Source organism: Cupriavidus sp. SHE (genome assembly GCF_000812445.1).
Lineage (GTDB): Bacteria > Pseudomonadota > Gammaproteobacteria > Burkholderiales > Burkholderiaceae > Cupriavidus > Cupriavidus metallidurans.
This window is the reverse complement of record NZ_JWMB01000023.1, coordinates 37,534-62,664: the sequence shown is the minus strand read 5'-3', so window position 1 is coordinate 62,664 and position 25,131 is coordinate 37,534. Positions and strand designations below refer to the sequence as shown.

At 63.9% G+C, this 25,131-nt stretch carries 24 protein-coding genes; 13 read left to right on the top strand and 11 right to left on the bottom strand.

The genetic code is table 11. The annotated features are described in order from the left end of the window. Positions 1-30 precede the first annotated feature (30 nt). From RN01_RS13145 to RN01_RS13135, 3 genes are all read right to left on the bottom strand, one after another. Entirely contained in the window at positions 31-1,122 is a 1,092-nt protein-coding gene (locus RN01_RS13145) for a porin (protein ID WP_017511997.1), read from the bottom strand. A 78-nt stretch (positions 1,123-1,200) separates the two neighbouring features. Next, on the bottom strand, positions 1,201-2,226 hold the full coding sequence (locus RN01_RS13140; RefSeq protein ID WP_024569335.1) for an amidohydrolase family protein: 1,026 nt from the start codon (positions 2,224-2,226) through the stop codon (positions 1,201-1,203). Continuing rightward, positions 2,223-3,371: a 4-oxalomesaconate tautomerase gene (locus tag RN01_RS13135; RefSeq protein ID WP_017511998.1), complete on the bottom strand. Its 1,149-nt coding sequence runs from the start codon at positions 3,369-3,371 to the stop codon at positions 2,223-2,225. The genes RN01_RS13140 and RN01_RS13135 overlap by 4 nt, the downstream gene beginning before the upstream one ends. 171 nt (positions 3,372-3,542) lie before the next feature. On the opposite strand from RN01_RS13135, the gene RN01_RS13130 reads away from it, so the two are divergent. The 5 genes from RN01_RS13130 to RN01_RS13110 all read left to right on the top strand — a co-directional run bounded on the left by RN01_RS13130 (position 3,543) and on the right by RN01_RS13110 (position 8,937). Then, positions 3,543-4,763: a LysR family transcriptional regulator gene (locus RN01_RS13130; protein ID WP_017511999.1), complete on the top strand. Its 1,221-nt coding sequence runs from the start codon at positions 3,543-3,545 to the stop codon at positions 4,761-4,763. A gap of 169 nt (positions 4,764-4,932) precedes the next feature. Then, positions 4,933-6,258 carry an aromatic acid/H+ symport family MFS transporter gene (locus RN01_RS13125; RefSeq protein WP_017512000.1) on the top strand — a complete coding sequence of 442 codons (1,326 nt, stop codon included), beginning with the start codon at positions 4,933-4,935 and terminating at the stop codon, positions 6,256-6,258. Positions 6,259-6,267: 9 nt separating this feature from the next. Next, positions 6,268-7,560, top strand: a complete 1,293-nt coding sequence (locus RN01_RS13120) for a gallate dioxygenase (RefSeq protein WP_017512001.1) — start codon at positions 6,268-6,270, stop codon at positions 7,558-7,560. Between the two features lie 89 nt (positions 7,561-7,649). Further along, the gene (locus RN01_RS35015; RefSeq protein ID WP_024569334.1) at positions 7,650-8,081 is read left to right on the top strand and encodes a rubredoxin; all 432 of its coding nucleotides are present in this window, start codon (positions 7,650-7,652) and stop codon (positions 8,079-8,081) included. A gap of 289 nt (positions 8,082-8,370) precedes the next feature. Next, complete coding sequence (locus RN01_RS13110) at positions 8,371-8,937, top strand: GNAT family N-acetyltransferase (protein ID WP_017512003.1); 567 nt, start codon at positions 8,371-8,373, stop codon at positions 8,935-8,937. Positions 8,938-8,971: 34 nt separating this feature from the next. Here RN01_RS13110 and RN01_RS13105 read toward each other — a convergent pair whose 3' ends face one another. Further along, on the bottom strand, positions 8,972-9,448 hold the full coding sequence (locus tag RN01_RS13105) for a nuclear transport factor 2 family protein (protein WP_017512004.1): 477 nt from the start codon (positions 9,446-9,448) through the stop codon (positions 8,972-8,974). A gap of 337 nt (positions 9,449-9,785) precedes the next feature. Here RN01_RS13105 and RN01_RS13100 point away from each other — a divergent pair, with 337 nt between their 5' ends. Next, complete coding sequence (locus RN01_RS13100) at positions 9,786-10,748, top strand: LysR family transcriptional regulator (RefSeq protein WP_017512005.1); 963 nt, start codon at positions 9,786-9,788, stop codon at positions 10,746-10,748. On the opposite strand, the gene RN01_RS13095 is transcribed toward RN01_RS13100, so the two are convergent. Continuing rightward, positions 10,729-10,929, bottom strand: coding sequence for a DUF2892 domain-containing protein (locus tag RN01_RS13095; RefSeq protein ID WP_008641111.1), 201 nt, complete (start codon positions 10,927-10,929; stop codon positions 10,729-10,731). The genes RN01_RS13100 and RN01_RS13095 overlap by 20 nt on opposite strands. Before the next feature lie 53 nt (positions 10,930-10,982). Continuing rightward, complete coding sequence (locus tag RN01_RS13090) at positions 10,983-11,300, bottom strand: hypothetical protein (RefSeq protein WP_017512006.1); 318 nt, start codon at positions 11,298-11,300, stop codon at positions 10,983-10,985. Between the two features lie 154 nt (positions 11,301-11,454). Between RN01_RS13090 and RN01_RS13085 the strand changes: the two genes are divergently transcribed. After that, a complete protein-coding gene (locus tag RN01_RS13085) occupies positions 11,455-11,985 on the top strand; it encodes a flavodoxin family protein (protein WP_017512007.1) in 531 nt (176 codons plus the stop codon). 126 nt (positions 11,986-12,111) lie between these two features. On the opposite strand, the gene nfsB is transcribed toward RN01_RS13085, so the two are convergent. Both nfsB and RN01_RS13075 read right to left on the bottom strand, forming a co-directional pair. Beyond that, complete coding sequence (gene nfsB, locus RN01_RS13080; RefSeq protein WP_024569333.1) at positions 12,112-12,765, bottom strand: oxygen-insensitive NAD(P)H nitroreductase; 654 nt, start codon at positions 12,763-12,765, stop codon at positions 12,112-12,114. A gap of 81 nt (positions 12,766-12,846) precedes the next feature. Further along, on the bottom strand, positions 12,847-13,311 hold the full coding sequence (locus RN01_RS13075; RefSeq protein ID WP_024569332.1) for a hypothetical protein: 465 nt from the start codon (positions 13,309-13,311) through the stop codon (positions 12,847-12,849). A 133-nt stretch (positions 13,312-13,444) separates the two neighbouring features. On the opposite strand from RN01_RS13075, the gene RN01_RS13070 reads away from it, so the two are divergent. Both RN01_RS13070 and RN01_RS13065 read left to right on the top strand, forming a co-directional pair. Then, positions 13,445-14,353, top strand: a complete 909-nt coding sequence (locus tag RN01_RS13070; protein WP_039016676.1) for a LysR family transcriptional regulator — start codon at positions 13,445-13,447, stop codon at positions 14,351-14,353. Between the two features lie 83 nt (positions 14,354-14,436). Beyond that, a complete protein-coding gene (locus tag RN01_RS13065; RefSeq protein ID WP_017515394.1) occupies positions 14,437-16,197 on the top strand; it encodes a SulP family inorganic anion transporter in 1,761 nt (586 codons plus the stop codon). Positions 16,198-16,323: 126 nt separating this feature from the next. On the opposite strand, the gene RN01_RS13060 is transcribed toward RN01_RS13065, so the two are convergent. Beyond that, on the bottom strand, positions 16,324-17,310 hold the full coding sequence (locus RN01_RS13060) for a tripartite tricarboxylate transporter substrate binding protein (RefSeq protein ID WP_008641121.1): 987 nt from the start codon (positions 17,308-17,310) through the stop codon (positions 16,324-16,326). Positions 17,311-17,547: 237 nt separating this feature from the next. Here RN01_RS13060 and RN01_RS13055 point away from each other — a divergent pair, with 237 nt between their 5' ends. Beyond that, a complete protein-coding gene (locus tag RN01_RS13055) occupies positions 17,548-18,018 on the top strand; it encodes a nucleoside deaminase (protein ID WP_017512614.1) in 471 nt (156 codons plus the stop codon). Here RN01_RS13055 and RN01_RS13050 read toward each other — a convergent pair whose 3' ends face one another. Continuing rightward, positions 18,019-19,905: a methyl-accepting chemotaxis protein gene (locus RN01_RS13050; RefSeq protein WP_017512615.1), complete on the bottom strand. Its 1,887-nt coding sequence runs from the start codon at positions 19,903-19,905 to the stop codon at positions 18,019-18,021. A gap of 316 nt (positions 19,906-20,221) precedes the next feature. Here RN01_RS13050 and RN01_RS13045 point away from each other — a divergent pair, with 316 nt between their 5' ends. Both RN01_RS13045 and RN01_RS13040 read left to right on the top strand, forming a co-directional pair. Further along, entirely contained in the window at positions 20,222-21,772 is a 1,551-nt protein-coding gene (locus RN01_RS13045) for an EAL domain-containing protein (RefSeq protein WP_231582274.1), read from the top strand. Between the two features lie 56 nt (positions 21,773-21,828). After that, positions 21,829-23,166, top strand: a complete 1,338-nt coding sequence (locus tag RN01_RS13040; protein WP_011518245.1) for a nucleobase:cation symporter-2 family protein — start codon at positions 21,829-21,831, stop codon at positions 23,164-23,166. A gap of 81 nt (positions 23,167-23,247) precedes the next feature. Here RN01_RS13040 and RN01_RS13035 read toward each other — a convergent pair whose 3' ends face one another. After that, complete coding sequence (locus tag RN01_RS13035; RefSeq protein WP_017512617.1) at positions 23,248-23,733, bottom strand: LEA type 2 family protein; 486 nt, start codon at positions 23,731-23,733, stop codon at positions 23,248-23,250. 192 nt (positions 23,734-23,925) lie between these two features. Between RN01_RS13035 and RN01_RS13030 the strand changes: the two genes are divergently transcribed. Then, on the top strand, positions 23,926-25,125 hold the full coding sequence (locus RN01_RS13030) for an acyl-CoA dehydrogenase (RefSeq protein WP_017512618.1): 1,200 nt from the start codon (positions 23,926-23,928) through the stop codon (positions 25,123-25,125). The last annotated feature ends 6 nt before the right edge of the window (positions 25,126-25,131 follow it).

Sequence of the window (25,131 nt, the reverse complement as noted above, 5' to 3'; positions counted from 1 at the left end):
CCCAGTCTCAAGCCGACGAATGAAGTGCCGTCAGAAGACGTGCTTCATGCCAAGCATTGCGCCGAACTGCGAGCCGCCAGGCGCGGGCGATGCGCCGGTGGAAGCGCTGTCCACGGACAGCGCCAGCTTGCCGCCGTTGTCGATATAGCCAAGCGTGGTGTAGATGGACGTGCGCTTGGAGAAGGCGTAGCTGGCACGTAACGCGCCCAGCCACGCCTTGTCGGCGCTGTTGTGGTACTTGAGGTAGAACGCCTCGCCGGAGAGCGTCACCGCAGGAGTGATGTCGTAGGCGACACCGGCATAGAACATGTCGCTGCGCGGCGTGGCGATGGCACCGTTGCGACGCCCGATCCAGCCGGCGCCGATCTTGGCGCGGTCCACGAGCATGTAGCCACCGAGGGTGGCGCGATCATCCTTGAGCGAACTCGAAGTCAGGCCGCCGAATGCGCCGGGCCCGCCGCGCTGCGAGTCATAGGCGCCCAGAATGCCCCACCAGTTGGTTTCATAACCGAGCATGGCCGACCATTCGCGGCAGGCGGTCTTGTCGGCGGGGTTCTCGCCGCCGCAGTTGGTGCCGGACGGGCTGGGACCGGCGTTGACGGTGTCGCGCCCGAAGCTGTAGGTAGCGCCAATGGTGAAGCCGCCGAACTTGCCCTTGTAGGCGATGGCGTTGTCGGCGCGGGCGTTGGGCAGGTAGTTGTCGAGCGAGCTCGAGCCGTAGGCGTTGGGGCCGAGGATGTCGGAGTCGAGCGTGGCCCAGAACAGCATGGTGTACTGGCGGCCGAGGCTGACCTGGCCCCAGTTGCCGGAGAGGCCGACCCATGCCTGGCGGCCGAAGAGGCGGCCGCCCTGGTTGGAGACGCCGCTGTCGGGGGCGAATCCGGATTCGAGCACGAAGTTGGCCTTCATGCCGCTGCCGAGGTCCTCGGTGCCGCGCAGGCCCCAGCGGGAGGGTACGGTGCCGCTGAGGTTGGCCATCTTGACGACGGAGTTGCTGGCGGTGCCGACGTGGTTGAGGTACTCGATGCCGGTGTCGATGACGCCGTAGAGCGTCACGGATTGGGCGTTGGCGATGGCGGGCAGGCCGAGCGCGGCCGCCAGCGCCAGGTGGCGCAGTTTCATCTTCTTCTCCTCCGTTAGATATTTTTCTGGAACAACGTTGATGCCTGGCTTCGATGGCGCTGCCTGGCGGCTGCGTGCCTAGTGGCCACGTGCCTTGAGTCGCGCGTCAAGTCGGCTGTAGACGCGCCGCGCGTTGCCCTCGTAAATCTGGTGACGTTCCTCGTCCGAGAGCGCGGCCTGATCGATGTAGCGCCGCGTATCGTCGTAGTAGTGGCCGGTCTCGGGGTCGATGCCACGTACCGCGCCGATCATCTCCGAGGCGAACAGCACGTTATTGACCGGTATCACGCGCGTCAGCAGGTCGATGCCGGGCTGGTGATAGACGCATGTATCGAAGAAGACGTTATTGAGCAGGTGTTCGCTAAGCGGCGGCAGCTTCATCTCCTGCGCCAGCCCACGGAACCGGCCCCAGTGGTAGGGCACCGCGCCGCCGCCGTGCGGAATCACGAATTTCAGCGTCGGAAAGCGCCGAAACAGGTCGCTGGTCAGCACCTGCATGAATGCGGTGGTGTCGGCATTCAGGTAGTGCGCGCCAGTGGTGTGGAAGCACGCGTTGCAGCTCGTGCTGACGTGAATCATGGCCGGCACGTCGAGTTCGACAAGCTTCTCGTAGATCGGATACCAGTACGGATCGGATAGCGGTGGCGAGGTCCAGTGTCCGCCAGACGGATCCGGATTCAGGTTCACGCCGACAAAGCCATACTCGAGCACGCAACGTTCGAGTTCGTCGATACAGCTCTTGGTATCGACACCCGGCGATTGCGGCAGCATGGCGGCGCCGACGAACTGGTCGGGGAACAACTCGCTGACACGGTGGCAGAGGGTGTTGCAGATGGCGGCCCACGTGGCGCTGGTTTCGAAGCTGCCGATGTGGTGCGCCATGAACGACGCGCGCGGTGAAAAGATCGTCAGATCCATCCCACGTTCGCGCATCAGGCGAAGCTGATTGCTGGCGATGGCGTCACGCAGTTCGTCGTCACTGATGCGCAGCTCACTGACGGAAGGCGCGAGCGCCGGGGTGTTCAGGCTGGCGATCTGGCGTTGGCGCCAGTCTTCCAGGGCCCTGGGGGCGGTGGTGAAGTGCCCGTGGCAATCGATGATCATGGGAGTTCGTCAGACAGTGGCCATGCGCTGGTCGGCACCAGTACCTCGCCGCGCATGATGGGACGCGCGGTGCGAATCAGCGCGCTACGTACGATCGATCCCGGCTTGGCAGGATCGGTTTCCAGTTCAACGGTGAACTCGCCGGTCGGGTGCTCGACGCTGATGGCATGGAGCGGCCCGACGCTGGTGACTGCGATGCCGCTTGCCACGGTGTCCGGCAGCACGCAGGCGGTGCCCACCGTGATGGCGGCCAGCACGCCGATCGCATCGTGGCAGACGCGCGGGATGAAGCAACGCGTGGCGATGCTGCCGCCCTGGCGTGGCCGGGCCAGCAGGCACATCTTCGGATAGCTCTTGTCGGAGACGTCGCCCAGCCCCATGAGCTTGCCGGCGGCGAGCCGCGCGGCTTCGATGCGTTGCTTGAGCTCGTGATCGGCATTGAGCGCGGCTACGCTTTCGTAGCCGGTGCGGTCGAGATCCTCCGCGCGCATCAGCACCATCGGCATGCCGTTGTCGATCAGGGTGGCAGCGATCATGCGTGAGCCGCCACGCACCGGATCGTTGATCGTCAAGACGTCGATGGCGTTGCCGGTGGGCAGCATTGCATGGCAGACGGAGCCTGCGGTATCGAGAAAATCGATCACGATTGGAGCCGCGGCGCCGGGAACGCCATCGATGCGCGCGTTGCCCGCGAACCGTGGCACGCCACCGGGCGTTTGGATCGTGATGTCGCAGAGCATCCCGGTGTTGCGCGTCAGCACACGTGCCCGGGTGATGTCGCCCTGCGGCGCAATCAGTCCGCGTTCGATCGCAAAGGGAAGCACCGCCGCCAGCATGTTGCCGCAGTTCGGGGTGGTATCGACGGTGTCGGCGTTCGGCTGCAGTTGCGCGAACGTGAAGTCCAGGTCGGCATGACCCGGCGTGCCGCGCGACACAATGCCGGCCTTGCTCGTCAGCGGATGCGCGCCGCCCAGGCCGTCGATCTGACGCGGGTCCGGGCTGCCCATCGCGGCCAGCAGCACGCGATCGCGTGCTGGCAGGTCCTCCGGCAGATCGCTCGCGAGAAAAAACGGTCCGCGCGACGTGCCGCCGCGCATCAGCGTGCAAGGAATCGCGCGGAGATCGGAGGCGAGGCAGGGCGTCATGGCGTGTGCGAAGCCGGACCCGATCAGGGGTCCGATCGGTGGTCCATCAGGTTGTCCATCAGGTGGCCGAAGTATCGGCGTACCGTGGAATCCCTTGGTTGCCATGTCGCAGGACAGTTGTTCTAATCTGCTTATCGACAGCACAAATACAACATCGGGTCGGACAACGCCATGGAGACCATCAGCCTGCATCACCTTCACGTTTTTGCCGGTGTCGCCGCTGCCGGAGGGGTACGGCGATCCTCTGAGTCGCTGCATCGGGCGTCGTCCGCGATTGCCCGTTCGGTGGCCGCGCTCGAGGAGACGCTTGGGGTGGTGCTGTTCGAGCGCAAGGGCAGGGGGATGCTGCTGACACGCGCCGGCGAGATCGTGCTCGAGCGCGCGCGGCATATCGAAGCCGCCTTGCGCGAGGTGCGGGAGGAAGCGGTACGGATGCGGGCCCAATCGGGCGCCGCCGTCGCCAGTATCGATGCGCTGCACAACGAACGGCGGCTCGAAGTGGCGGCGATGCTGGCCGAGGTGCATCACATGCCCAGCGTGGCGGCGTCGATCGGCGTGTCGCAGCCAGCGGTCAGTCAGGCAATCGCCCGGCTGGAGGATGCACTGGGCCAGCCCATCTTCGCGCGCACGGCGCGGGGCATGGTGCCCACCGATGCAGGCAGCCGCTGGGTGGTGCGTTTCGAGCGCGTGCTGGCAGAACTGCGCAATATCCGCGCCGATATCGCCGCGCTGAAAGGGGTGCTGGAAGGTGTGGTGACGGTTGGCGCGCTGCCGCTGGGCCGCACGCTGCTGTTGCCGATGGCGATTGCCGACGTGCACCGGCGCCATCCGCATCTGCGTTTCCGGACGCTCGAAAGCCCGTATGAGGAACTGACCGCGGGCCTGCTGGCCGGGCGGATCGATTTCATTCTTGGCGCGGTACGTCCGCTGGCTTCGCAAGGGCTTGCCACCGAGAGGCTTTTCCAGGACCGGATCTCGCTGATCGTTCGCGCCGCGCATCCGCTGGCGGCCAGAAAGCGCGTGACGCTGGCCGATCTCGAACCGTATCCGTGGGTGCTGTCTCGCGCCGCGTCGCCGTCGCGCCAGGCCCTGGACGGCGTGTTTGCGTCACGTGGCCTGCCGTTGCCACAGCCGCTGGTGGAAACCGGAGACCTCGCGCTGGTGCGCGGCATGTTGCTGCAGGGGGACATGGTGACCGCCTTGTCCGCCCATCAGCTTCGCCACGAGATCGACGCGGGATGGCTGCGCGAACTGGGGCTCCCGCTGCCTGACACGGCGCGCAGCATTGGCATCACCACTCGCGTGGGCGCGCGTCTCTCGCCCGGCGCCGATGCGCTGATCGCCGCGCTGCGGCACGCCAGCGGGTCAATGGAACAGGCCGTCGATAAGTAGATGGCAACGCAGCCCGCGCCACAAAGCAATACTGCTATCCCCTGCTGAACGTAGACTGCCGTTGCCGTGCATGGGGGATGCGCGGCCGGCCGCTTCCGCGGCGATTAGCCATGTCGATAACTAGAATCCGCTGACTCCCGCACGGCGGATCACGCCAGGAGACGGCAACATGACAACGCAACGGCTCGACATTCGGGCCCATATCAACGAACGCAAGATGTCCGGCTACCAGTGGCTGCTGCTGGTGCTGTGTTTCCTGATCGTCGCCACGGACGGGATGGATGTGGCCATCATGGGCTTCCTCGCGCCGGATATCACACGCGAATGGGGCATCTCGAAGGCCGCCTTTGGCGTGGTGATGAGCGCCGCGCCGATCGGCCTGGCTATCGGCGCGCTGGTGGTCGGGCCGCTGTCCGACCGCTTCGGCCGCAAGAAGCTGCTGGTCGGTTCCATCGCGCTGTTCGGCGTGTTCAATCTGCTGAGCGCATTCGCCGATGGCACGGCAACCTTGTCGCTGCTGCGCTTCCTGACCGGCCTTGGTCTGGGCGCGGCCATGCCGAGCACGACCACGCTGCTCTCCGAGTATGTGCCGGAACGTTCGCGCAGCATGTTGCTGGCGACGATGTTTACGGGCTTCAACCTCGGCTCCGCATTGGTGGGCTTCGGTGCCGCCGCGCTTCTGCCGCATCATGGCTGGCGCGCGGTGCTGATCGCCGGTGGCGCGATTCCGCTGATCTGCCTGCCGTTCTACATCATGCTGATTCCAGAATCGGCGCGCTTCATGGTGGTCCGTAATATCTCGCCGGCGCGAATCGCCCGCACGCTGCGCCGCGTGATCGGCAGCGTGGTGGCCGATGACACCGTGTTCACGATCAGCGAGCCGCCGGTTTCCGGCAAGCAACCCGTGCGCACGCTGTTGTCGTCGGGTTATCGCGGTATGACGCTGGCGCTGTGGATCACGTATTTCATGGGGCTGCTCGTGATCTATCTGCTGAGCGGCTGGCTGCCCACGCTGATCAAGGACGCCGGCCTGCCGATCGAGCGCGCCGCCAACCTGACGGCACTGTTCCAGCTCGGCGGTACTGTCGGCGCACTGGTGGTGGGCTACTGCATGGACCGCTTCGCGCCCCATCGCGTGATCGGCGTGTCATATGTGCTGGGCGCGATGTTCATCCTGATGCTGGCTTCGGGCAGCGTCACGTCGTCGATGTTCGCACTCTACGTGCTGCTGGCCGGCTTCTGCATGAGCGGCGCGCAGACCGGGCTCAACGCTTTCGCGCCGCAGTGCTATCCCACGCCGGTGCGTGCCACTGGCGTAAGCTGGATGCTCGGCATCGGCCGCTTCGGCAGCATCACCGGCTCCATGGCGGGCGGTGTGCTGCTGTCGATGGGCTGGAGTTTCAGCGCGGTGATTGCCATCCTGGCCGTTCCGGCGACCATGGCGGCGATCTCCATTGTTTCCACGAAGGCGCAGCCTCGCGCCGTAACCGCTTGACGTATTGCCATGGCCACCATCATCGGCGCAATCGCCTCATCCCATACGCCAACCATCGGATTCGCGCTCGACGCGGGCAAGCAGCAGGACCCCGCCTGGGCGCCGATCTTCGCGGCCTATGCGCCAGTGAGCGAGTGGCTCGCCAGGAAAAAGCCCGACGTGCTGCTCGTTGTCTACAACGATCACGTCACGTCGTTCTTCTTCGATCACTACTCGGCCTTCGCGCTGGGTATCGGCGATACCTACCACGCTGCCGATGAGGGCGGTGGCCCGCGCAACCTGCCGCCGGCGCGCGGCCACGTCGAACTGGCGCGGCACGTCGGCGCATCGCTGGTGGCCGACGAGTTCGACATGTCGTTCTTCCAGGACAAGCCGCTCGATCATGGTTGCTTCTCGCCGATGTCGGTCATGCTGCCGCACGAGGGCGAGTGGCCCGTGAAGATCCTGCCGCTGCAGGTGGGCGTGCTGCAGTTCCCGGCACCGTCGGCGCGTCGTTGCTACAAGCTCGGACAGGCGATCCGCCGCGCGGTGGAGAGCTACCCGGAAGACCTCAAGGTGGCGATCGTCGCCACCGGTGGTCTGTCGCACCAGGTGCATGGCGAGCGTGCTGGCTTCAACAATACCGCGTGGGATCACCAGTTCCTCGACCTGTTCGAATCCGATCCCGAGATGCTGCTAGACATCACCCATGCCGAGTACGCGAAGCGAGGCGGCTTCGAGAGCGCGGAAGTGGTCATGTGGATGGTGATGCGTGGTGCGATGTCGAGCCGTGTCCGCTGCCTGCATCGTGACTACTATCTGCCGTCGATGACCGGCATCGCCGTGGCGGTCTACGAGAACGAATCCGCCGACGACCCCACGCTGCGAGAGGCGCGTGCCGAACGCCAGCGCGAGCACATCGGTCATCAGTTGCGCGGGATCGAGCAACTGGACGGGACGTACCCGTTCACGCTGGAAACCAGCGTGCGCGCATACCGGATCAACCGCTATCTGCATCAGCTTATCGATCCGGCATTCCGCGAGCGATTCCGCGCCGATCCGGTGGCAACCTACGACGAGGCGGCACTGACGCCGGAAGAGCGCGACATGATCACGCGCCGCGACTGGCGCGGCATGATCCACTACGGCGTGATTTTCTTCCTGCTGGAGAAGCTCGGCGCGGTCTGCGGTGTCTCGAACCTGCATATCTACGCGGCGATGCGTGGCCAGTCCCTTGAAGACTTCCAGAAGACGCGCAATGCGCCGGGTGCGCTGTACTCGGTGGCCGGTAGCGGCAGCGCTTCATGGAGTGCGAAGTCCTGACCGGACGATGTCGGGGGCTTGAATTCCGGTGCAATGCCGCCATGTGCGAGGCTGTTTTTGACTCGCACCAGCCCCCGCTCGGTTTCCGTATGTACAAGAAAGGCACTTCCGTCGAAATCCAGTTCTCTCCGCAACGCCTGAACGACGCCGCAGGCGATCCGTACTGGGTGGACCTGACCATCGACGAGGCCCAGGCTCTACTGGCGCAGCTTCAGGCACATCTGGCACGAGCCGCGTCGGGTACCACCGCGCCGCTGGTGTTCAGTCTCGAAGGGCCGTCCGTGCAGGCTGACATCGCGCCCGCCCGCACGAAGGCAAACGCCGAAGAAGAGCCTGCCGCAAACGCCGAGAGCGAATTCAAGCAGTGGGTCTGCATCATCTGCGGCTGGGTCTATGACGAAGCGGCCGGATTGCCCGAGGACGGCATCGCACCCGGCACGCGCTGGGAGGACATTCCTGCCGACTGGCGCTGCCCCGAGTGCGACGTCGGCAAGGAGGACTTTGCCATGGTGGAGTTCTAGGCGGCGCCATCAAGATCATTCGGGGAGACCTTCAGAACAGGGCATCCTGGTTTCAGCGGCCGATTCATGTGCGCTACTCTGCGCTACCCATCCGTTGCCACCGGGTGACGTGGAGAACAATTCCACGCGGCCTGACAATGGTGGCATGATCGGCCTGCCGTCGTGCCATGCTGCAAGTCGGTTCGAGAGCCTTGACGCTGGGTGACTGGGCATCGGTGACTGGTCGACTGGTCGTGTGACCGCGAACCCTCTGGAACCCGAAGATCCGAAGAGACGGAGCCTGCTGAACATGGAACCTGTCCCCACCGCTCGCCTGCGCCTGCGTCAGTGGCGCGAGGAAGACCGCGTACCGTTTCGCGCCATCAATGCGGACGAAGAGATCATGGCGTTCTTTCCGTCGACGCTGTCCGATGCCCAGAGCGATGCGCTCATGGACCGTATCCGTCAGCATCACGCGCAGCATGGCTTCGGGCTGTGGGCCCTTGAGTTGCGCGAAACGTCGACCTTCATCGGATTCACCGGACTGGCGATACCCTCGTGGGTTCCCCCATTTGGGCCATGTGTGGAGATTGGCTGGCGTCTCGCGCGAGAGCATTGGGGACGCGGCTATGCCACGGAGGCGGCTCGCGCGACGCTGGATTTCGGATTCGGCGCGTTGCGGCTTGCCGAGATCGTGTCCTTCACTGCGGCGATCAACCAGCGATCGGAACAGGTAATGCAGCGGCTTGGCATGCATCACGCGGCCAGCGACGATTTCGATCATCCGGCACTGCCTTCGGGGGATCGCCTCGCCAGGCATGTGCTCTACCGCCTGTCCGGCGCCCAATGGGATGGAAGCACCGGCCCGGGCAAATGATTCGATTCGCATGTCGTGTGGCTGATGCGCTGGCTCAATGGCTTATGCATTGGCCTGTCAGCAAGTCCGGAATCGCCCTCCTTTCAAGAATGCAGACGCGCGACGCGAACTTCAGGCCTGAGTCGGTGCGCGCAATGGTGTCCAGGTAGCGTCCGACGCTGTGGATGGCCGACGTGTCGTCGGACGTGGTGCGGAAGATCGCATAGCTGGTCTCGATGCGGATCTGGCTACCACTGTCCTCCAGAATGCGCGGAATACCGACTTGCTGCCTGTAATGGGAATCCTGGGCGACCATTCTGTTCGTACATGCCTTTTCCGTGAGCAGTCCACAGCTCTCGAAAGCTGGTGTTGCCATCGGCAAGCCGCATACATGAGTCTCATGCGACTGCATCTTGCAGACACATTGCTCTAAGAAGAAATCGGGCCATTTTTCCCATTGCTTGTTATCGAGCGCGGCAGTGTAATCGGCGTAAAGCAACAGTACTTGCTGCCAGGTTTCGACGGTAGTCATCCTCAATCTCCATGTCGTGGCACACCACCGAGGGTGGGGAAATGCCACGGACGTTTGCTTCAGGTTCTACGAGACTGGCGTTGCCAGTTTGCGCTTGCCGGATTCGGCGGTGATGCGGCTTGGGGCCTGTCGTATCGGCTTGCGTCGGTCGCGTGCCGGCGTCGCGGAATACGGTGATTGGATCGAACGTCCACAGCGCAGTCTTTGCTGCTTTTTTGTCCGGGCACCATGGTGCCGTTTACTACAGCGTTGACAATAGGGGTCTGGTTGATTTGCACTATCACCCCTAGTGATAATGCAGCGGTAGTGCCTGATAAATCAGGGTGGAGACGTAGTAATGGAACTGCAGGACATCGATCTGAACCTGCTTGTCGTATTCAATGAATTATTGCGTCAACGCAAAATGTCCGCCGTGGCGCGGACGCTTGGGATCTCCCAGCCAGCTGTCAGCAATGCGCTGAATCGCCTGCGCAAATTGCTGGACGATGACCTGTTTCTGCGGACGTCGAAAGGCATGATCCCCACGCAGCTTGCTGGCACGCTAGCCGGGCCGATCACCGAAGCGCTCGATGCCATCCACCACTCGCTCAACGCACGCGCCACGTTCGACCCCTTGACGAGCACGCGAGCGTTCACCGTGGCGATGACCGATATCGGCGAGATCTATCTCTTGCCAGGCCTGATGGAGCGGCTTGGCAAACTGGCGCCAGGGGTGAAAATCAGCACGGTGTGCATACACGGCGACTCACTCAAGGGCGCGATGGAAAGTGGTTGTATCGATCTGGCGATCGGATTCCTGCCAGGCCTGACAGCGGGCTTCTTCCAGCGCCGGCTGTTGTCGCAGCAGTACGTGTGCATCTTTCGGAATGGGCACCCGCTTGGCCGAAGGGATATGACGCTGGAAGCGTTCGCCATGGCGGATCGTGTGTCGATCAGCGCGGAAGGCACGGGCCACACCAGGGTGGATGCGGCAATCCAGCAGGCGGGTGTGACGCGGCGCTCGCGGCTGAGCGTGCCGCATTTCGCGGCGCTAGGTCATATCCTTCAATCGACCGATCTGATCGCAGTGGTGCCACAGGCCTATGCGGAGCGCGCGCTGGTGTTGTTCAACCTGGTTTCCGCGCCGTGTCCGGTGAAGATATCCGAGATCAGTGTCAACGTGTTCTGGCACGCTACCCGTCACCGGGAGGTGGGCAACCAGTGGCTGCGGAACGTGATATCCGACAGGTTCGCGGTTTGCCCGATTCCTGAGGCGACGATGTCGCCTCAGGGTTTGGTGGTCAACTGCCGCGGCGAGTGATGGGGCAGGTGTTGAAGCCGAACACGCGATAGAGCGGGCAGTATCCAAGTAGACCGGTCACGAGCGGCACCGCGCCGATCCATCCCCAGACGCCGATCTGATCCGTCAGGGTCAAGGCAATCAGCACGACTCCGATGGCGACGCGCACGAGGCGGTCAAGGGTTCCAGCGTTTTTTTGCATGAGCGTTCCAGTCAGGTGGGAGGGGTGACGGATATGCGTGGCTTTGGCGCGGGTTACTGCTTGGCAGCCTGGCCTTCGGTGTATGGGTCGAATTTCCCGGCGTGCGCCGCGTCGTTAGCGCCCTTTTTCTGCGGAGTCAGATTGGACTTCGTCTGCGCACCTTCCGAATAGGGATCGAACTTGCCGCTGCGGGAAGCACTATTCTTGTGTTTGCCAGACTTGGCGGGTGCCTGTGCGTCTTTTGTCACCGGCGCGTGCGCGCCGCCGTAGAGGTCGCCGCCATCGGTGTAGTTCTTCTGCGCGCTGGCTGGAAGCGAGGTCAATGCCACGGCTGCGGCGGCAATGGCCAGGAAGTACGTGTTGCGATGCATGACGGCCTCTTGGGTCTGAACTGCAAGATTGTGTCTCGAGTCTAGACACTAGGCCTGATCGCAGATTGACGTACGTCAAACACGTGACAACGTCTGCCGCTAGGCTGACAGATGAAATCTGTCAGCGCCATCCATTCGGCAATCAGGAGACAACATGGCTGAAAACCTCGTGATCTTTTACTCCCGCACCGGCACCACGCGACAAGCCGCCGAAATGCTCGGCTCGCGCCTGGGCTGGCGCGTAGTCGAACTGCGTGACGCGGTCAGCCGGGCGGGCTGGTGGGGAGATTTGCGTTGTGTCCTGGACAATCGGCTGGGCCGCAAGGTTGGCTATCGCTATGACGGTCCGCCGCTCGATACCTGCGGCAGTGTGGTGGTGATGGCGCCGGTCTGGGTGGAGCATCTGGCGGCGCCGATGCGGAGCTTCCTGCAGGACCAAAGCAGCTACAAGGGGCCGCTGGCGGCGATCGCGGTAATGGCCGCGCGCGGCGGATTCCGTGCGGCCGAAGAGGTGGCTACGGCGATGGGCCGTCCACCGCATCCGGTCATGGTGCTGCTGCAACAGCAGGTGACCACCGGTGAGGCCAAGGCGGACCTCGACGAATTTGCTCGCATCCTGCAGCGCGACCCGCGCGCCGGAGACGCCGCGCCGCGCTCGGCGTGGCTGTCGCCGAACGAGGCATGAACAGGAACCCATCCGCGTGTGTATCCCCACGCAAGGACGCCAGCATCGTCGTGCTGGCGTCCCTTACTGACGTCGCTTACTGACGTCCCTTAATGACGCCCCTAATGACGTTCTCAGTGGCGCCCGTTACAGGAACGTGAAGACCTCTTCCTTGCCGAGCCGCGACTTGGGGAGGTCAGCGTTGAAGTCCTGCTCGCTGCCGTAGCCGAGCGACACCAGCACGAGACTGGTATAGCCACGCTCGCGCAGGCCGAGTTCCGTATCGAGGATGTTGCGGTCGAAGCCTTCCATCGGCGTGGCATCCACGCCAAGTACCGCGGCGCCTGTCAGCAGGCTGCCGAGCGCCAGGTAGACCTGATTCGCCATCCACTGCTGGACGTCGCGAAACGCGAAGCGGTGCAGGTCGACGAAATAGCGACGTCCCTTGTCCTGCCCCGCCTTCGCGCCTTCCGCGGTAAAGCGGCCATCACGCTCCTCGGCTTCCAGCAGCTTGTTCAGGTGGGCGTTGTCCATGTCGGCGCGCACGGCCAGCGCGATCACATGCGAGGCATTCTCGATCCTCGGCGCATTGGCGCTGTAGCCACCGCTGGCGGCACGCGCCACGCGTGCCCGGGCCTCCGGCGTGGACGCCACCACGAAGTGCCACGGTTGCGAATTCACGGATGACGGGCTCTTGTGCAGCACAGCCAGCAGTTCGTCGATGACGTCTTGCGGAATGGCACGGCCCGGCTCATACGCTTTCACGGTATGGCGGGTGGCGATCATCTCCGACAGCTTCATGGCTTTCATGGTGTTTCCTCGTTCAGGTGGATGCGATGTTGGGGAAGGGGGGATAACGGGTACCTGGCGCGGCTAGCGAATTCAGATGTCGCCTGCGTCCGGCGCGCGCCGCTCGGCGCTGTACTGGTGACTGGTGGCGATGTCCGGATCGCCCGGCACATCGAGCTCGACCACCAGTCCGCCGGGCAGTGGCACAAAAATCTGGATGGTGCCGTCGGCGGGAACATGGGCCACCCGGAAACGCAGGCCGGCTGCCTGCAGGCGGGCGATGACGTCTGTCGCCCTGGCCTGGCTGCGGAACGCGATATGGCCCATGCGGACTTCGCCGCTGCTGGCCGACAGCGAGTCGTCGTCCACCGCGTGCACCATGGCCTGGTCGCCCTCATAGAGCCACAAGCCCGGGAAAGGGAATGGCGGCCGATACCCGGGATGCATGTCCATCACGCCTTCGAACAGGGCGCGTAACGCATGATCGGCACCGATCGACACGTTGAGGTGGTCGAACTGCCAGGCTTCGCGCGGGCTGGCGGGATGTGCGGGTTCCATGGCGCGTCCTTCGAAGTGGTGGGGATGGTGAATGATCCCACTACGCAGTCGATTGAAAAACCGGGCTTCACTTGTACCCGTATTCAAATAAAATTTGAAAATCACCTCAGATCGGCCCTGTGCCTCGACGCCCATGAGATTGCTTCAGGAACTCGATATTTTCGTGCGCACCGCCGATAACGGCAGCCTGTCCGCCACAGCGCGGGCGCTGGACCTGACGCCGGCGGCCACCAGCGCGGCGCTCAAGCGGCTGGAAGGCGAACTGGGCGTCCAGTTGTTCGTGCGCTCCACACGCACGATGCGGCTGACCCGCGAGGGCGAGCAGTACCTGGCGCAATGCCGGCCCGCGCTCGAGGTGCTACAGCAGGCAAGCCGGGATCTGGTCACCGGCAACCAGGCGTTCCAGGGCGTGGTCAGGTTGTCGGCCCCGTCTGACTTCGGACGCAACCTGCTGCTGCCCTGGCTCGATGCGTTCCAGGACCGCCATCCCCTGGTCGAATTCCGGCTGCAGTTGACGGATCGCATGGCGAATATCTACAGCGATCCCGTCGACGTGGCCTTCCGTTATGGTGACCCGCCGGATTCGAATCTCGTGGCGGTGCCGGTAGCAACGGGCATCCACAGGGTGCTATGCGCTTCGCCGGGCTATCTCGCCAGTCACGACATGCCGCAAACGCCATATGACCTGTCCGCGCATCGCTGTCTCTGCTACATGTTTGGCGATGACGTGCATGATCGTTGGCGCTTCGCGCGCGAAGACGGCGAGACCCTGACCGTGCGCGTCAAGCCGGCCAATGTTTCGAACGATGGGGACGCCGTGCGCCGCTGGGCGCTGGCCGGCAAGGGCATCGCCTACAAGGCCTGGTTCGATGTGGCCGACGATCTCGCGGCGGGTCGCCTGCGTGCGTTGTGCACCGAATGGACGGCCGAAGCATCGCCGCTGTACATGGTCGTGGCGGGGCGTTCGCAACTGACGCCGCTGCTGCGCGGTCTGCGCGATTTCGTGGCCGAACGGGTGGAGCGACTAGTCGCGCGGGTTTGATGATCCACATCTATGCTTAGGGATGTATGGCCAAGTCTTGCCGAATCCCCACGGTGCATCGCAACTAGAAAAGAGGACCGACCATGCTATCCGACGGCCGCAACCCAGGCGCCTCGCGTAAAGCGCGGATCCCCAATTCCTGGCTGCGATGGCTGCCGGGCGTGGCGATGGCCCGGGACTACCAGGCAAGCTGGCTGCCACGGGACCTGACGGCGGGGCTGGTCCTGACGACGATGCTCGTGCCGGTTGGCATTGCCTATGCGGAAGCGTCAGGCGTGCCAGGCGTCTACGGCCTCTACGCGACCATCGTGCCGCTGCTTGCCTATGCGGTATTCGGTCCCAGCAGGATTCTCGTGCTCGGCCCCGATTCGGCGCTGGCGGCGCCGGTGCTTGCAGTGGTCGTCCAGATGTCCGGTGGCGATCCGGCGCGCGCGATCGCGGTGGCCAGCATGATGGCGATCGTCTCGGGGCTGTTCTGCATCGTCATGGGTCTGTTGCGGCTGGGCTTTATCACCGAGCTGCTGTCCAAGCCGATTCGCTATGGCTACATGAACGGGATTGCGTTCACGGTGCTGGTCAGCCAGTTGCCGAAGATCTTCGCCATCCGTGTGGAGGACACCGGGCCGTTGCGGGAACTGGTGCTGTTGGGCCAGGCGCTGGTTGCCGGCCAGGTCAACTGGTATAGCGCTGCGGTTGGGGCAGGTAGCCTGGTGCTGATCCTCGCGCTCAAGCGCTTCGAACGCGTGCCGGGCATCCTGATCGCCGTGATCGTGGCAACGCTGTGCGTGATCTTGTTCAACCTGGACCAGATGGGTGTGAAGGTGCTGGGTTCGATCCCGCAGGGTTTGCCGGCCTTCGCGGTGCCTTGGGCCAGCGGTCTCGACTTCGTCAAGATCGTGGCGGGTGGCTGCGCCGTGGCGATGATCGCCTTCGCGGATACCAGTGTGCTGTCCCGCAGCTTCGCGGCCCGGCACCATCACCGCGTGGACCCGAACCAGGAGATGGTTGGCCTTGGCGCCGCCAATCTCGCCGCAGGCTTTTTCCAGGGCTTCCCGATCAGCAGCAGCGCGTCACGCACGCCGGTGGCCGAGGCGGCCGGCGCGCGGACCCAGTTGACTGGCGTGGTGGGCGCGCTGGCTGTCGCGGCGCTGCTGGTGGTGGCGCCTGACCTGATGCGCTATCTGCCGAACAGCGCGCTCGCGGCAGTGGTGATTGCCGCCGCGCTAGGGTTGTTCGAGTTCGCGGATCTGAAGCGGATCTATCGCATCCAGCAATGGGAGTTCTGGCTCTCGATGGTCTGCTTCGTGGCGGTTGCCGTGTTCGGTGCGATTCCCGGTATCGGCCTTGCGGTGGTGCTCGCCATTATTGAATTCCTTTGGGACGGCTGGCGGCCCCACTACGCGATACTCGGACAAGTCGAGGGCCTGCGCGGCTACCATGACCTGGAGCGCTATCCGCACGGCAAGCGGATTCCCGGGCTTGTGCTGTTCCGTTGGGATGCCCCGTTGTTCTTCGCCAATGCCGAGCTGTTCCAGGAACGCCTGCAGGAAGCGATCGACGAGTCCCCAGCCCCCGTGTATCGCGTGGTGGTGGCCGCGGAGCCGGTGACCAGCGTGGATGTGACGTCCGCTGACATGCTGCGCGAGCTGAGTCGCACACTGGGCGAGCACGGTATCGCCCTGCATTTTGCGGAGATGAAGGACCCGGTCCGTGACAAGCTGCGGCGCTTCGAACTGATGGACGTGATCGGCGAGGACCGCTTTCACCCGACGGTGGGCAGCGCGGTGGATGCCTATGTCGGCCGGCAGGGAGACTGGCCGGACGCGTGGGGCCGGAACGAGTAGGGTGGGGCGATTGAAGCAACGCGCGACGCGGAGAGACTTCCCGCACCGCGCGGATACAGGCATAAGCAGAGGTACAAGCACAGGCGCAGGCACAGGCACCATGCTGGCGCCCGTACCTGGCAGTCGTCAGTCCAGCGTGATCTTGCCAGCCTTCACGATTTGCCCGTAGCGCGACGTATCGCGTTCGATCAGCTTGCGGAACTCCTCGGGCGTGCCGCCAACTGGGATAAAGCCCAGCTCCGTCAGCTTCTTCGTCACGTCGGGGTTACGCGTGGCGGCGGCGATCTCTTTCGCCATCCGGTCGATGATGGGTTGCGGCGTGCCTGCCGGTGCCAGCAGGCCCGTCCAGGAGCTCATCACAAAGCCCGGGAAACCGGACTCTTCCATCGTCGGGATGTTCGGCTCGCTCGGCCAGCGCTTGGCCGATGCCACGGCCAGCACGTTGATCTTGCCCGACTTCACGTGGGGCATCGGCACCAGTAGCGGATCGAACGCCATCGAGATTTCGCCCGAGACCAGCGCGGGCAGGATCGGGGCGCTGCCGTTGTACGGAATGTGGGTCATCTTGACCTTCGATTCCATCGCCAGCCGCTCGCCCGTCAGGTGCGCCGAACTGCCGATGCCGCTGGAGCCGAACGTCAGCGTATCCGGATGCTTCTTGCCGTAGTCGACCAGTTCGGCCACGGTCTTGACCGGCAGCTTCTTGCTGGAGAACAGGAACAGCGGCAGCTCGGCCATCTCGGCGACCGGCGCCAGGTCGGTGGGCTTGTAGCTCAGCTTCGAATACAGCGACATGTTCGCGCTGTACGCGGCCAGCACGGACACGAAGGTGTAGCCATCGGGCGCCGAACGGGCCACCACGCCGACGCCCAGCGTGCTGTTGGCGCCCGGCTTGTTCTCGATCACGATCGGCTGGCCAAGGCTTTGTGAAACCTTCTCGAACACCACGCGCGCAACGGTATCGGTGGAGCCACCCGGGGTATAGGGCACGATCACCTTGATCGGCTTGGCCGGCCATGCGTCGGCGGCGATGGCGCCGTGGTGGATGGAAAGGCCGGCTACGGCAATGGCTACAACGCGCGCAATGCGCGATGCTTGATGCTTGATACGCAAGACGTCATCTCCTACTTTGATTCTCTTTATTACGTCCGCATGGCGGAACATATGCAGCCGATGGGATCGGCGCGGGTCATTATCGGGGACGCGTCCAGGCAATGGCGTGTCAACGACGGTCAAAAACGGATGCGCTGCAATGCAAATGTGCGATAAGCGAACGAAGCGAGGATGCGCCGTCCGCGGTTACCATTGGCCCGCCGCCAGAGCGGCAATCCATAAAGAGCAGGAAGCAACATGAACACGAATCACGCGGAACGATATCTGGGCGAAGCCATCGAGCTGGCTCGCGCCAACCTGGAACAGGGTGGCCGGCCGTTCGGGGCCGTCATCGTGAAGGACGGTGAAGTGATCGCCACCGGCGTCAACCAGATCCTGAGCACCAACGACCCCACCGCTCATGCGGAACTGACGGCCATCCGCGCCGCCAGCCAGAAGCTCGGCAGCCCCAGTCTGGATGGCTGTGCCGTGTATGCCAGCGGACATCCTTGCCCGATGTGCATGGCGGCGATGCGGATGGCGGGCGTGAAGGAGGTGACCTACGCCTATTCGAACGACGATGGCGAGCCATACGGTCTTTCCACCGCGGCCATCTATGCTGACCTGGCGAAGCCGTTCGCCGAGCAGTCGATGAAGATCCGGTACATGCCGGTGCGGCTGGCATCGTGCCCGGATCTTTACGCGGAATGGACGCGCAGGGCCGGCTGATCAGGCCTGCAGCAGGCGCTCGTCCAGCTTGAACACGGCGACCACGCGATTGAGCACGGTCGCCTGATCCTCGAGCGATTTCGCGGCGGCGGCCGCCTGCTCCACCAGCGAGGCATTCTGCTGGTTGGTGCTGTCCATCTCGGTAATCGCAAGATTGATTTCGCCCAGGCCGCGGCTCTGTTCGCCGCTGGCCTCCGCGATCTCTTCCACCAGCGTGCTGACCTGCTGCATCGCCGGCACGATCTGCTGCATGGCATCGCCGGCTTCATTGACGAGCGAGCGTCCGGTACGAACGGCTTCCTCGGTGCCGACGATCAGCGTCTTGATGTCCTTGGCGGCGTTTGCCGAGCGCTGTGCCAGTCCCCGTACTTCTCCCGCCACCACGGCAAAGCCGCGACCATGCTCGCCGGCACGCGCGGCCTCCACGGCTGCATTGAGCGCCAGGATGTTCGTCTGGAATGCGATGCCCTCGATGGCGTCGATGATGCTCGACATCTGGCCCGCGCTATGCGTGATCGTTTCCATGGTCGATACCGCGTTGGTCATCATCTCGCCGCTGCGGCGCACGTCCGTGGATACCGAGGCTGCCAGCGCGCTCGCGCGGCGCGCGGTGTCCGCGTTGGTGGCCACGGTGGCCGTGAGCTGTTCGGTGGCGGAGGCGGTTTCCTCCACGCCCGCCGCCTGATTCTCCGTGCGGGTGGACAGATCGTGATTGCCCTGCGCGATCTCGCGTGTCGCATCCGCGATGGCCACCACGCCTTGCCGGACATCTCCGATCGTGCGATTCAGCGATGCGACGAAGCGGTTGAAGGCATCCGCAAGCCGGCCAACTTCATCCTGCGAGTCCACCGGCAGGCGCTGGGTCAGGTCACCGTTGCCCGTGGCGATCGCGTCGAGCGCGCTGGCTACGCGACCGATCGGCGCCATCAGCGCACGAATCACGAAGTAGAGCACGATGACGCCGAGCAGGCTGCCCGACAGGCCCGCGGTCACGGCCGCGATGATCGACGAGTGGCGAATCTCTTCGAGAACCTCGGACTTGGGCACCTGCGCCACCACGTACAAGTCCAGTTCGGGCACATAGGATGCCGCAACGATTCGCTTGCCTTCGGGGGCATCAACCTCCGTGTGCGCGAACGGCTGCCGCGCGAGCAGCGCCCGCGCGGCATCGGTGGTGAAGCCTGGCAGGTCCGCCAACGGCGTGCCGGCCTCCGCCAGTTTCGCATCGCGATGCATCAGTACCTTGCCATCGGCGCGAGCCAGGAAGATCGAGCCGGTCTTGCCCAGGCGATATCCGTTGATCGTCTCGGCCAGATGATTGATGGAAAGCCCCAGACCCGCCACGGCGAGCTTGCCACTACCGGCTTCCGCGCGCGCGTTGATGAACAGCATATAGCTGTCCGAATTGCGATCCTTGTCCAGCGACAGCTCGTAGGGTTTGCCGCGTGAGAGAAAGTCGAAGAGCCATTTGTCCCCGGCGGAATCCGCCTGCACGGTGCGGTCCACGCCTTTCTCCGTGAGGTACTTGCCCTGGCTGGCCGATACCCAGAAGACCGCGTCCGCCTGATTGCGTGACTTGATCTCCTCAGCGTAGCGGCGCCACGTCGGCACGTAGTCGTCTGCGAGTCCGTTGCTCTCCCAGTCACGCAGCATCGTGTTGCCGGCCATTGCCTGCGCGGCGGCCAACGGGCGTGCGATCTGATGCAGCATGTCATTGCGAATCTCGCCGACGATGGCCGGCAATTCCAGATCGACCACGCGCTCCTGCAGCCCCTTGCTGATCTGCCACAGGATGAGCATCGCGGTCATTGTCACAACGAGCAGGAGGCAGGTGATTGTGCTCAGGATGAGCTTGCGTTGAATTGTCATACCGCGAAGCAGGCGCATGAATTGTTGTCCTCCTGTGTGGCCTTCGATTGTTGTCATTGACGGTCGGGAGCGGGCGAGAGAACAGCCGGGGGGGAACGCCCCATATCCCGATCCGAAGCGCTAACGGATGCCGGGCGGACTTTATTGAGCATCAATATGTCATTTCTCAAATGCACCGGTGTCATGTCCCCAGCCGTCAAGCTATTGTCCCCAGTGGTTAAGCGTCGAACCGCCGTAGTGCATAGATTGATCGGCTCAAAAAAAACGAATCGAGGTGCGGATGAGGGGGCTGATAACAAGGATCGTGACCTATGCGGCGCTTGCACTAGCCTTCATGCTCCCCGTCTGTGCCTCTGTCTGGATGAGCTACCGCCTCGCGCTGAGCGAGCAGCAGCTGCACACCGGCATCCTTGCTGCGGAGGTCCTGTACCGGGTCCATGTCTTCAGCGAGCAGAACTTGCGTATCAATGCGGCCCTGAGGCGGCATGGCGCCACATCTCCATGTTCCCCGGACAACGTTGCGCTGATGCGCAACCTCGCCGTCGGCGCAAGCTATCTGCAGGTGGTGGGTTATGTCGAAGGCAACGTGCTGCAATGCTCGTCATACGGGTACGGGGACGTGGGTATCCCGATCGGTCCGCCGGCCTACCGAAGCCGTCTTGGCAAATGGGTGCGTACGTCCGTGAAGTTGCCGTTCGATGAGAGTCGGCGATACATTGCGCTGACTGATTCGGTCACCGGCTATTCGAGCCTGGCGCTGCCGGACATGCTTCTCGACACCGGCGGCGGCGGTCGCGGCTTCGCGATCGCCCTGGTCGCCATTTCCAACAGACAGATCGTCGTGCAACGCGACCCGATAGACCTTGACGGCATGCCGCCACTGATTCGGGAACGCGGCACAATCACGTGGCAGCACCGAGGCGCCACGGGGTCGGTCAGCCTCTCTCCCTCGCGTGACTATGCAGCTGTCGTGATGTCCCCGGCCAGCGCGCTCCACACCAACTGGCGGAATTTCGCGATGTGGCTGGTACCGTTCGGCGCGTTGCTCGGCGGTGCGCTCGCGGCGCTCACGCGCCTGGGGCTGCGTCGGCGACATGGGTTGCTGCGGCAGCTTGATCGTGCGCTACGTGACGATGAACTGTCCCTCGCGTACATGCCGATCGTCGAACTGGAAAGCGGGAAATGGATCGGCGCCGAAGCGTTGATGCGCTGGTGCCATGATGGGCAGTGGATCCCACCCGACAAGTTCATCCCGCTGGCAGAGCGGCATCACCGCATCAGGAAGCTCACGAACAGAATGCTCGATCTGCTCGTCGCCGACGCACAGGAAATTCCGCGGGACCTTGCCCGTGCAATGTACTTCTCGGTCAATCTGTCCGCCGAGGATCTGGCCGCTCGCGCGATCGCGCAACGCGTTGCCGATGTCAGGCAAGCGTGTGGCGTTGACGGCGTGATGGTCGAAGCCACCGAAGGTGTGCTGCTCGAAGCCAGCCGCGTCATCCCGAACATCGAGCGGCTACGCAAGCTTGGTATTCGCGTAGCGATCGATGATTTCGGCACGGGCTATTCGTCACTCTCGTACCTTGGCTCGCTGGACGTGGACTACATCAAGATCGACAAATCGTTCGTGTCGGCCATCGGCACGAACTCGGTCAGGGGGCATGTCGTGGCGCACATCATCGACATGGCGAAGGACGTCGGCGTCGCGGTGATTGCCGAAGGCGTGGAGACCCAGGAACAGGCGGACTATCTCATGGCGCGCGGCGTGCGATACGCGCAAGGGTGGCTGTTTGGCAAGGCGATGCCGATGCAGGATTTCGTTTCCGCCATTAGGATGCATAATTTGTATTACAAAAATTGTATGCAAAAGCGACAGGTTCTGTGATAAAAACCCGAGGACAAATTCGGCTATGACCGGATCAACCGAGGAGACCCTGAAGCATGGAGACGTTGCTTTATAAGGTCGAGGATCGTCCACCGATCCTGACGACCGTGCTGCTTGCCGCACAACATCTGCTCGCCGCGCTTGGCGGCATCATCGCCGTACCGCTCGTTCTGGGCGGCGCGCTCAAACTTCCCCCAGATCAGATCGTCGCGCTTGTGAATGCCGCGCTGCTTGGCTCCGGCATCGTCACGATCATCCAGTGCAAGGGTGTCGGTCCCGTCGGCATTCGGCTGCCCTGCGTCATGGGCACCAGCTTCACGTTTGTTGGCGCCGGCATCAGTGTTGGCCTCGAGCATGGTGTGCCAGGCATTCTCGGCGCATCGCTGGCGGGATCGTTGGTGATGATTGTGGGCAGCTTCTTCATGCCGACAATTCGCAAGCTGTTTCCGCACACGGTGACAGGTGTCGTCGTCACGATGATCGGCCTGTCGTTGACACCGGTTGCAATAGATTGGGCAGCGGGTGGCGCAGGTAGCGCCAACTACGCGGCGCCCGGCTCACTGGCGATTGCAGGCATCGTGTTGTTGCTCGTGATCGGCTTCGTTCAGTGGGGCAAGGGCATCGTGTCGGCGTCGGCCGTGGTGCTCGGCATCATGATCGGCTACCTCATCTGTCTGGCGCTTGGCATGGTGGACTTCTCGCAGCTTCACGATGCGCCGGTCTTCGCGCTGCCGCAGCCCGCGAGCTTCGGCATGAAGTTCCCGATCTCCGGTATCGCCGCGATGTCCCTGGCGTTCCTGGTCACCATCGTTGAAACGACCGGCACGTTCATGGCGCTAGGTTCGGCGACGCGCACGCCTATGCCTGGCAAGACGCTGGCGCGCGGCATTCTTTGCGATGGTGTCGGCTCCGCTTTCGCGGCGCTGCTGTCTAGCCCTCCCGTCTCGACGTTCGCGCAGAACGTGGGCGTGGTCTCGCTGACGGGTGTCGCCAGCCGCCATGTGGTGGCGTTGACGGGCGGGATGCTGGTGCTTGCGGGACTGTTCCCGGTGCTCGGCGCGCTGGTGGTGACGATTCCGCAGCCCGTGCTTGGTGGCGCGGGCCTGATGATGTTCGCGATGATCGTGTCGGCCGGCATCCGCATGCTGGGCCATTCCGCACCGACCAAGCGCAACAGCCTGATCATCGCCGTGTCGATCGGCTGCGGTCTGGCCGTGACGATCCGCCCAGATCTGCTTGCCAAGCTGCCTGCGTTCGTGAAGGAAGTATTCGGTTCCGGGATCACCGTCGGCGCGCTGGTGGCCGTGGTGCTCAACCTGTGCCTGCCGGGCCGCGAGGTCGATGCGATAGACGAGGAAGTCGAAGGCGAGACGCTGGTGCAGGAGCTTGCCTGAGGTGATCAGCGGAAGATAATCGTGCTTGATCGGCGCCCCGGAGCAGCGATGCCTCGGGGCGTTTGACTTGTGGGATCAGCCTTAAGTCCCCCCCGTCGGCAGCGACAGCTTTCCATGATCGGTGAAGCGCGTGCCGCCAGCAAAGCCGCCAGCCAGTCGTCCGCGCACTTCATATGGAATGTTGCCCGAACTCACACCGCCAGCGAAGGCGAATGCCTGACGCACGGCGGAGAACGCGGGGACGGTCAATGGCACGTCGATCACCGTTTCGCCGAACCGGGGCACGGTCCCGCTCTGGTCACTGACACCGCTGGCGAAGGACTGGCCGTTCAGGTCCAGTTCCAGTGACACCCCGTTGTACTCGATCGGCGCATCGTTGGGATTCTGGATGCGCAGTTTGACGTTGAAGCGCATCTCCAGCCCTTCGCCCGGTATCGGTTCGACACCAGCCACGGCAACCCGCAGCGGTTCCTGACCCGTCAGCGCCGCGCAGCCGCCGAGCCAGGCAAGGATGCAAAGGCAGAGGACGTAGAGGCGAATGGAACGCCGTGTGTCGGGAGCCTGCATGGTGGGCCTCGTCTGGAGAGTCTGCGGGTGTGGATTAGTGTAGTGCTTCCGGCGAGACCTGGCATATGGAATAGCGAAGTCATGCGGCGACCGGGCCAGGCGCATATTGCCCCCCCACCAGTAGCGGGGGGCTGTCTTTCAACGTCTGGCCGCTTACTGTGAAGTCCATTGGCTTGATCAGGAGAGCTTCAGATGGATTTCCGACCCGACCCCAGCCTGCAGGCATTCCGGCAGGAGGTGCGCGAGTTCCTGCGCGAGAGTCTTCCCCCCGACCTGCCGCGCCGCAAGGGTGGCTTTCGCTCCCCACGCGCGGATCTGGCCCGCTGGCAGGGCATCCTGCATGCCAAGGGCTGGGGCGCGCCGTACTGGGCCAGCGAGCACGGCGGTACTGGCTGGACCGTGCCGCAGCGGCTGATCTTCGACGAGGAGTGCAGCGCGGCAGGCGCGCCGACGCAGGATGGCTTCGCGCAGAAGCTGGTGGGGCCCGTGCTGAACTATTTCGCCACGCCGGAGCAGCGGGCCGCCCACGTGCCGGCGATCCTCGCCGGAAAGCGGATGTGGTGTCAGGGCTTCTCCGAGCCGGGTTCCGGGTCGGATCTCGCTTCGCTGCGGACCCGCGCCGAGCGCGATGGCGATCACTACGTCGTCAATGGTCAGAAGATCTGGACCAGCTATGGGCATGAAGCCGACTGGATCTTTCTGCTGGTGCGTACCGACACGCAGGTGAAGAAGCAGGCCGGCATCAGCTTCCTGCTGGTGGACATGAAGACGCCAGGCATTACCGTGCGGCCGATCATCAGCATCGACGGGGCGCATCATCTGAACGAGACGTTCTTCGAGGACGTGCGGGTACCCGTGGGCAACCTCGTCGGCGCCGAGGGCGAAGGGTGGAAGCTCACCAAGTTCCTGCTCAACAACGAGCACGCGTCGACGGCGGACCTGCCGACGCTGCAGCGCTTCCAGCGGCAATTGCGTGCGTTGGCTGCCACGCGGGGGGCGGGCGGCGGGACCTTGATCGGCCGGCACGAGTTTGCCCTGCGTCTGGCGCGCCTGGAGGCGGAGTTGCAGGCGATCACGGTGATGGTGCAGCGTGTGGCGGCCATGGAGGCGGACCATAGTCCCGCTGCTCACGCGATGGGTTCGATCCTCAAGGTGCGAGGTACCGAGCTGCAGCAGAAGATGAGCGAGTTCCTTGTCGAGGCGCTGGGCGACCATGGCGCGGTGGCGTACCCGGGATCGCACGCGGCCACGGCAGGCGCCCGGTCGCTGCCGATGCAGGAGGTGGCGCAGTCCATCGCGGCCGACATGCTCTTCCGGCGGGCCACCACGATCTACGGTGGTACCAGCGAAGTGCAGCGCGGCATCATCGCCAAGTCGCTGTTTCAGTTCTGACCCGAC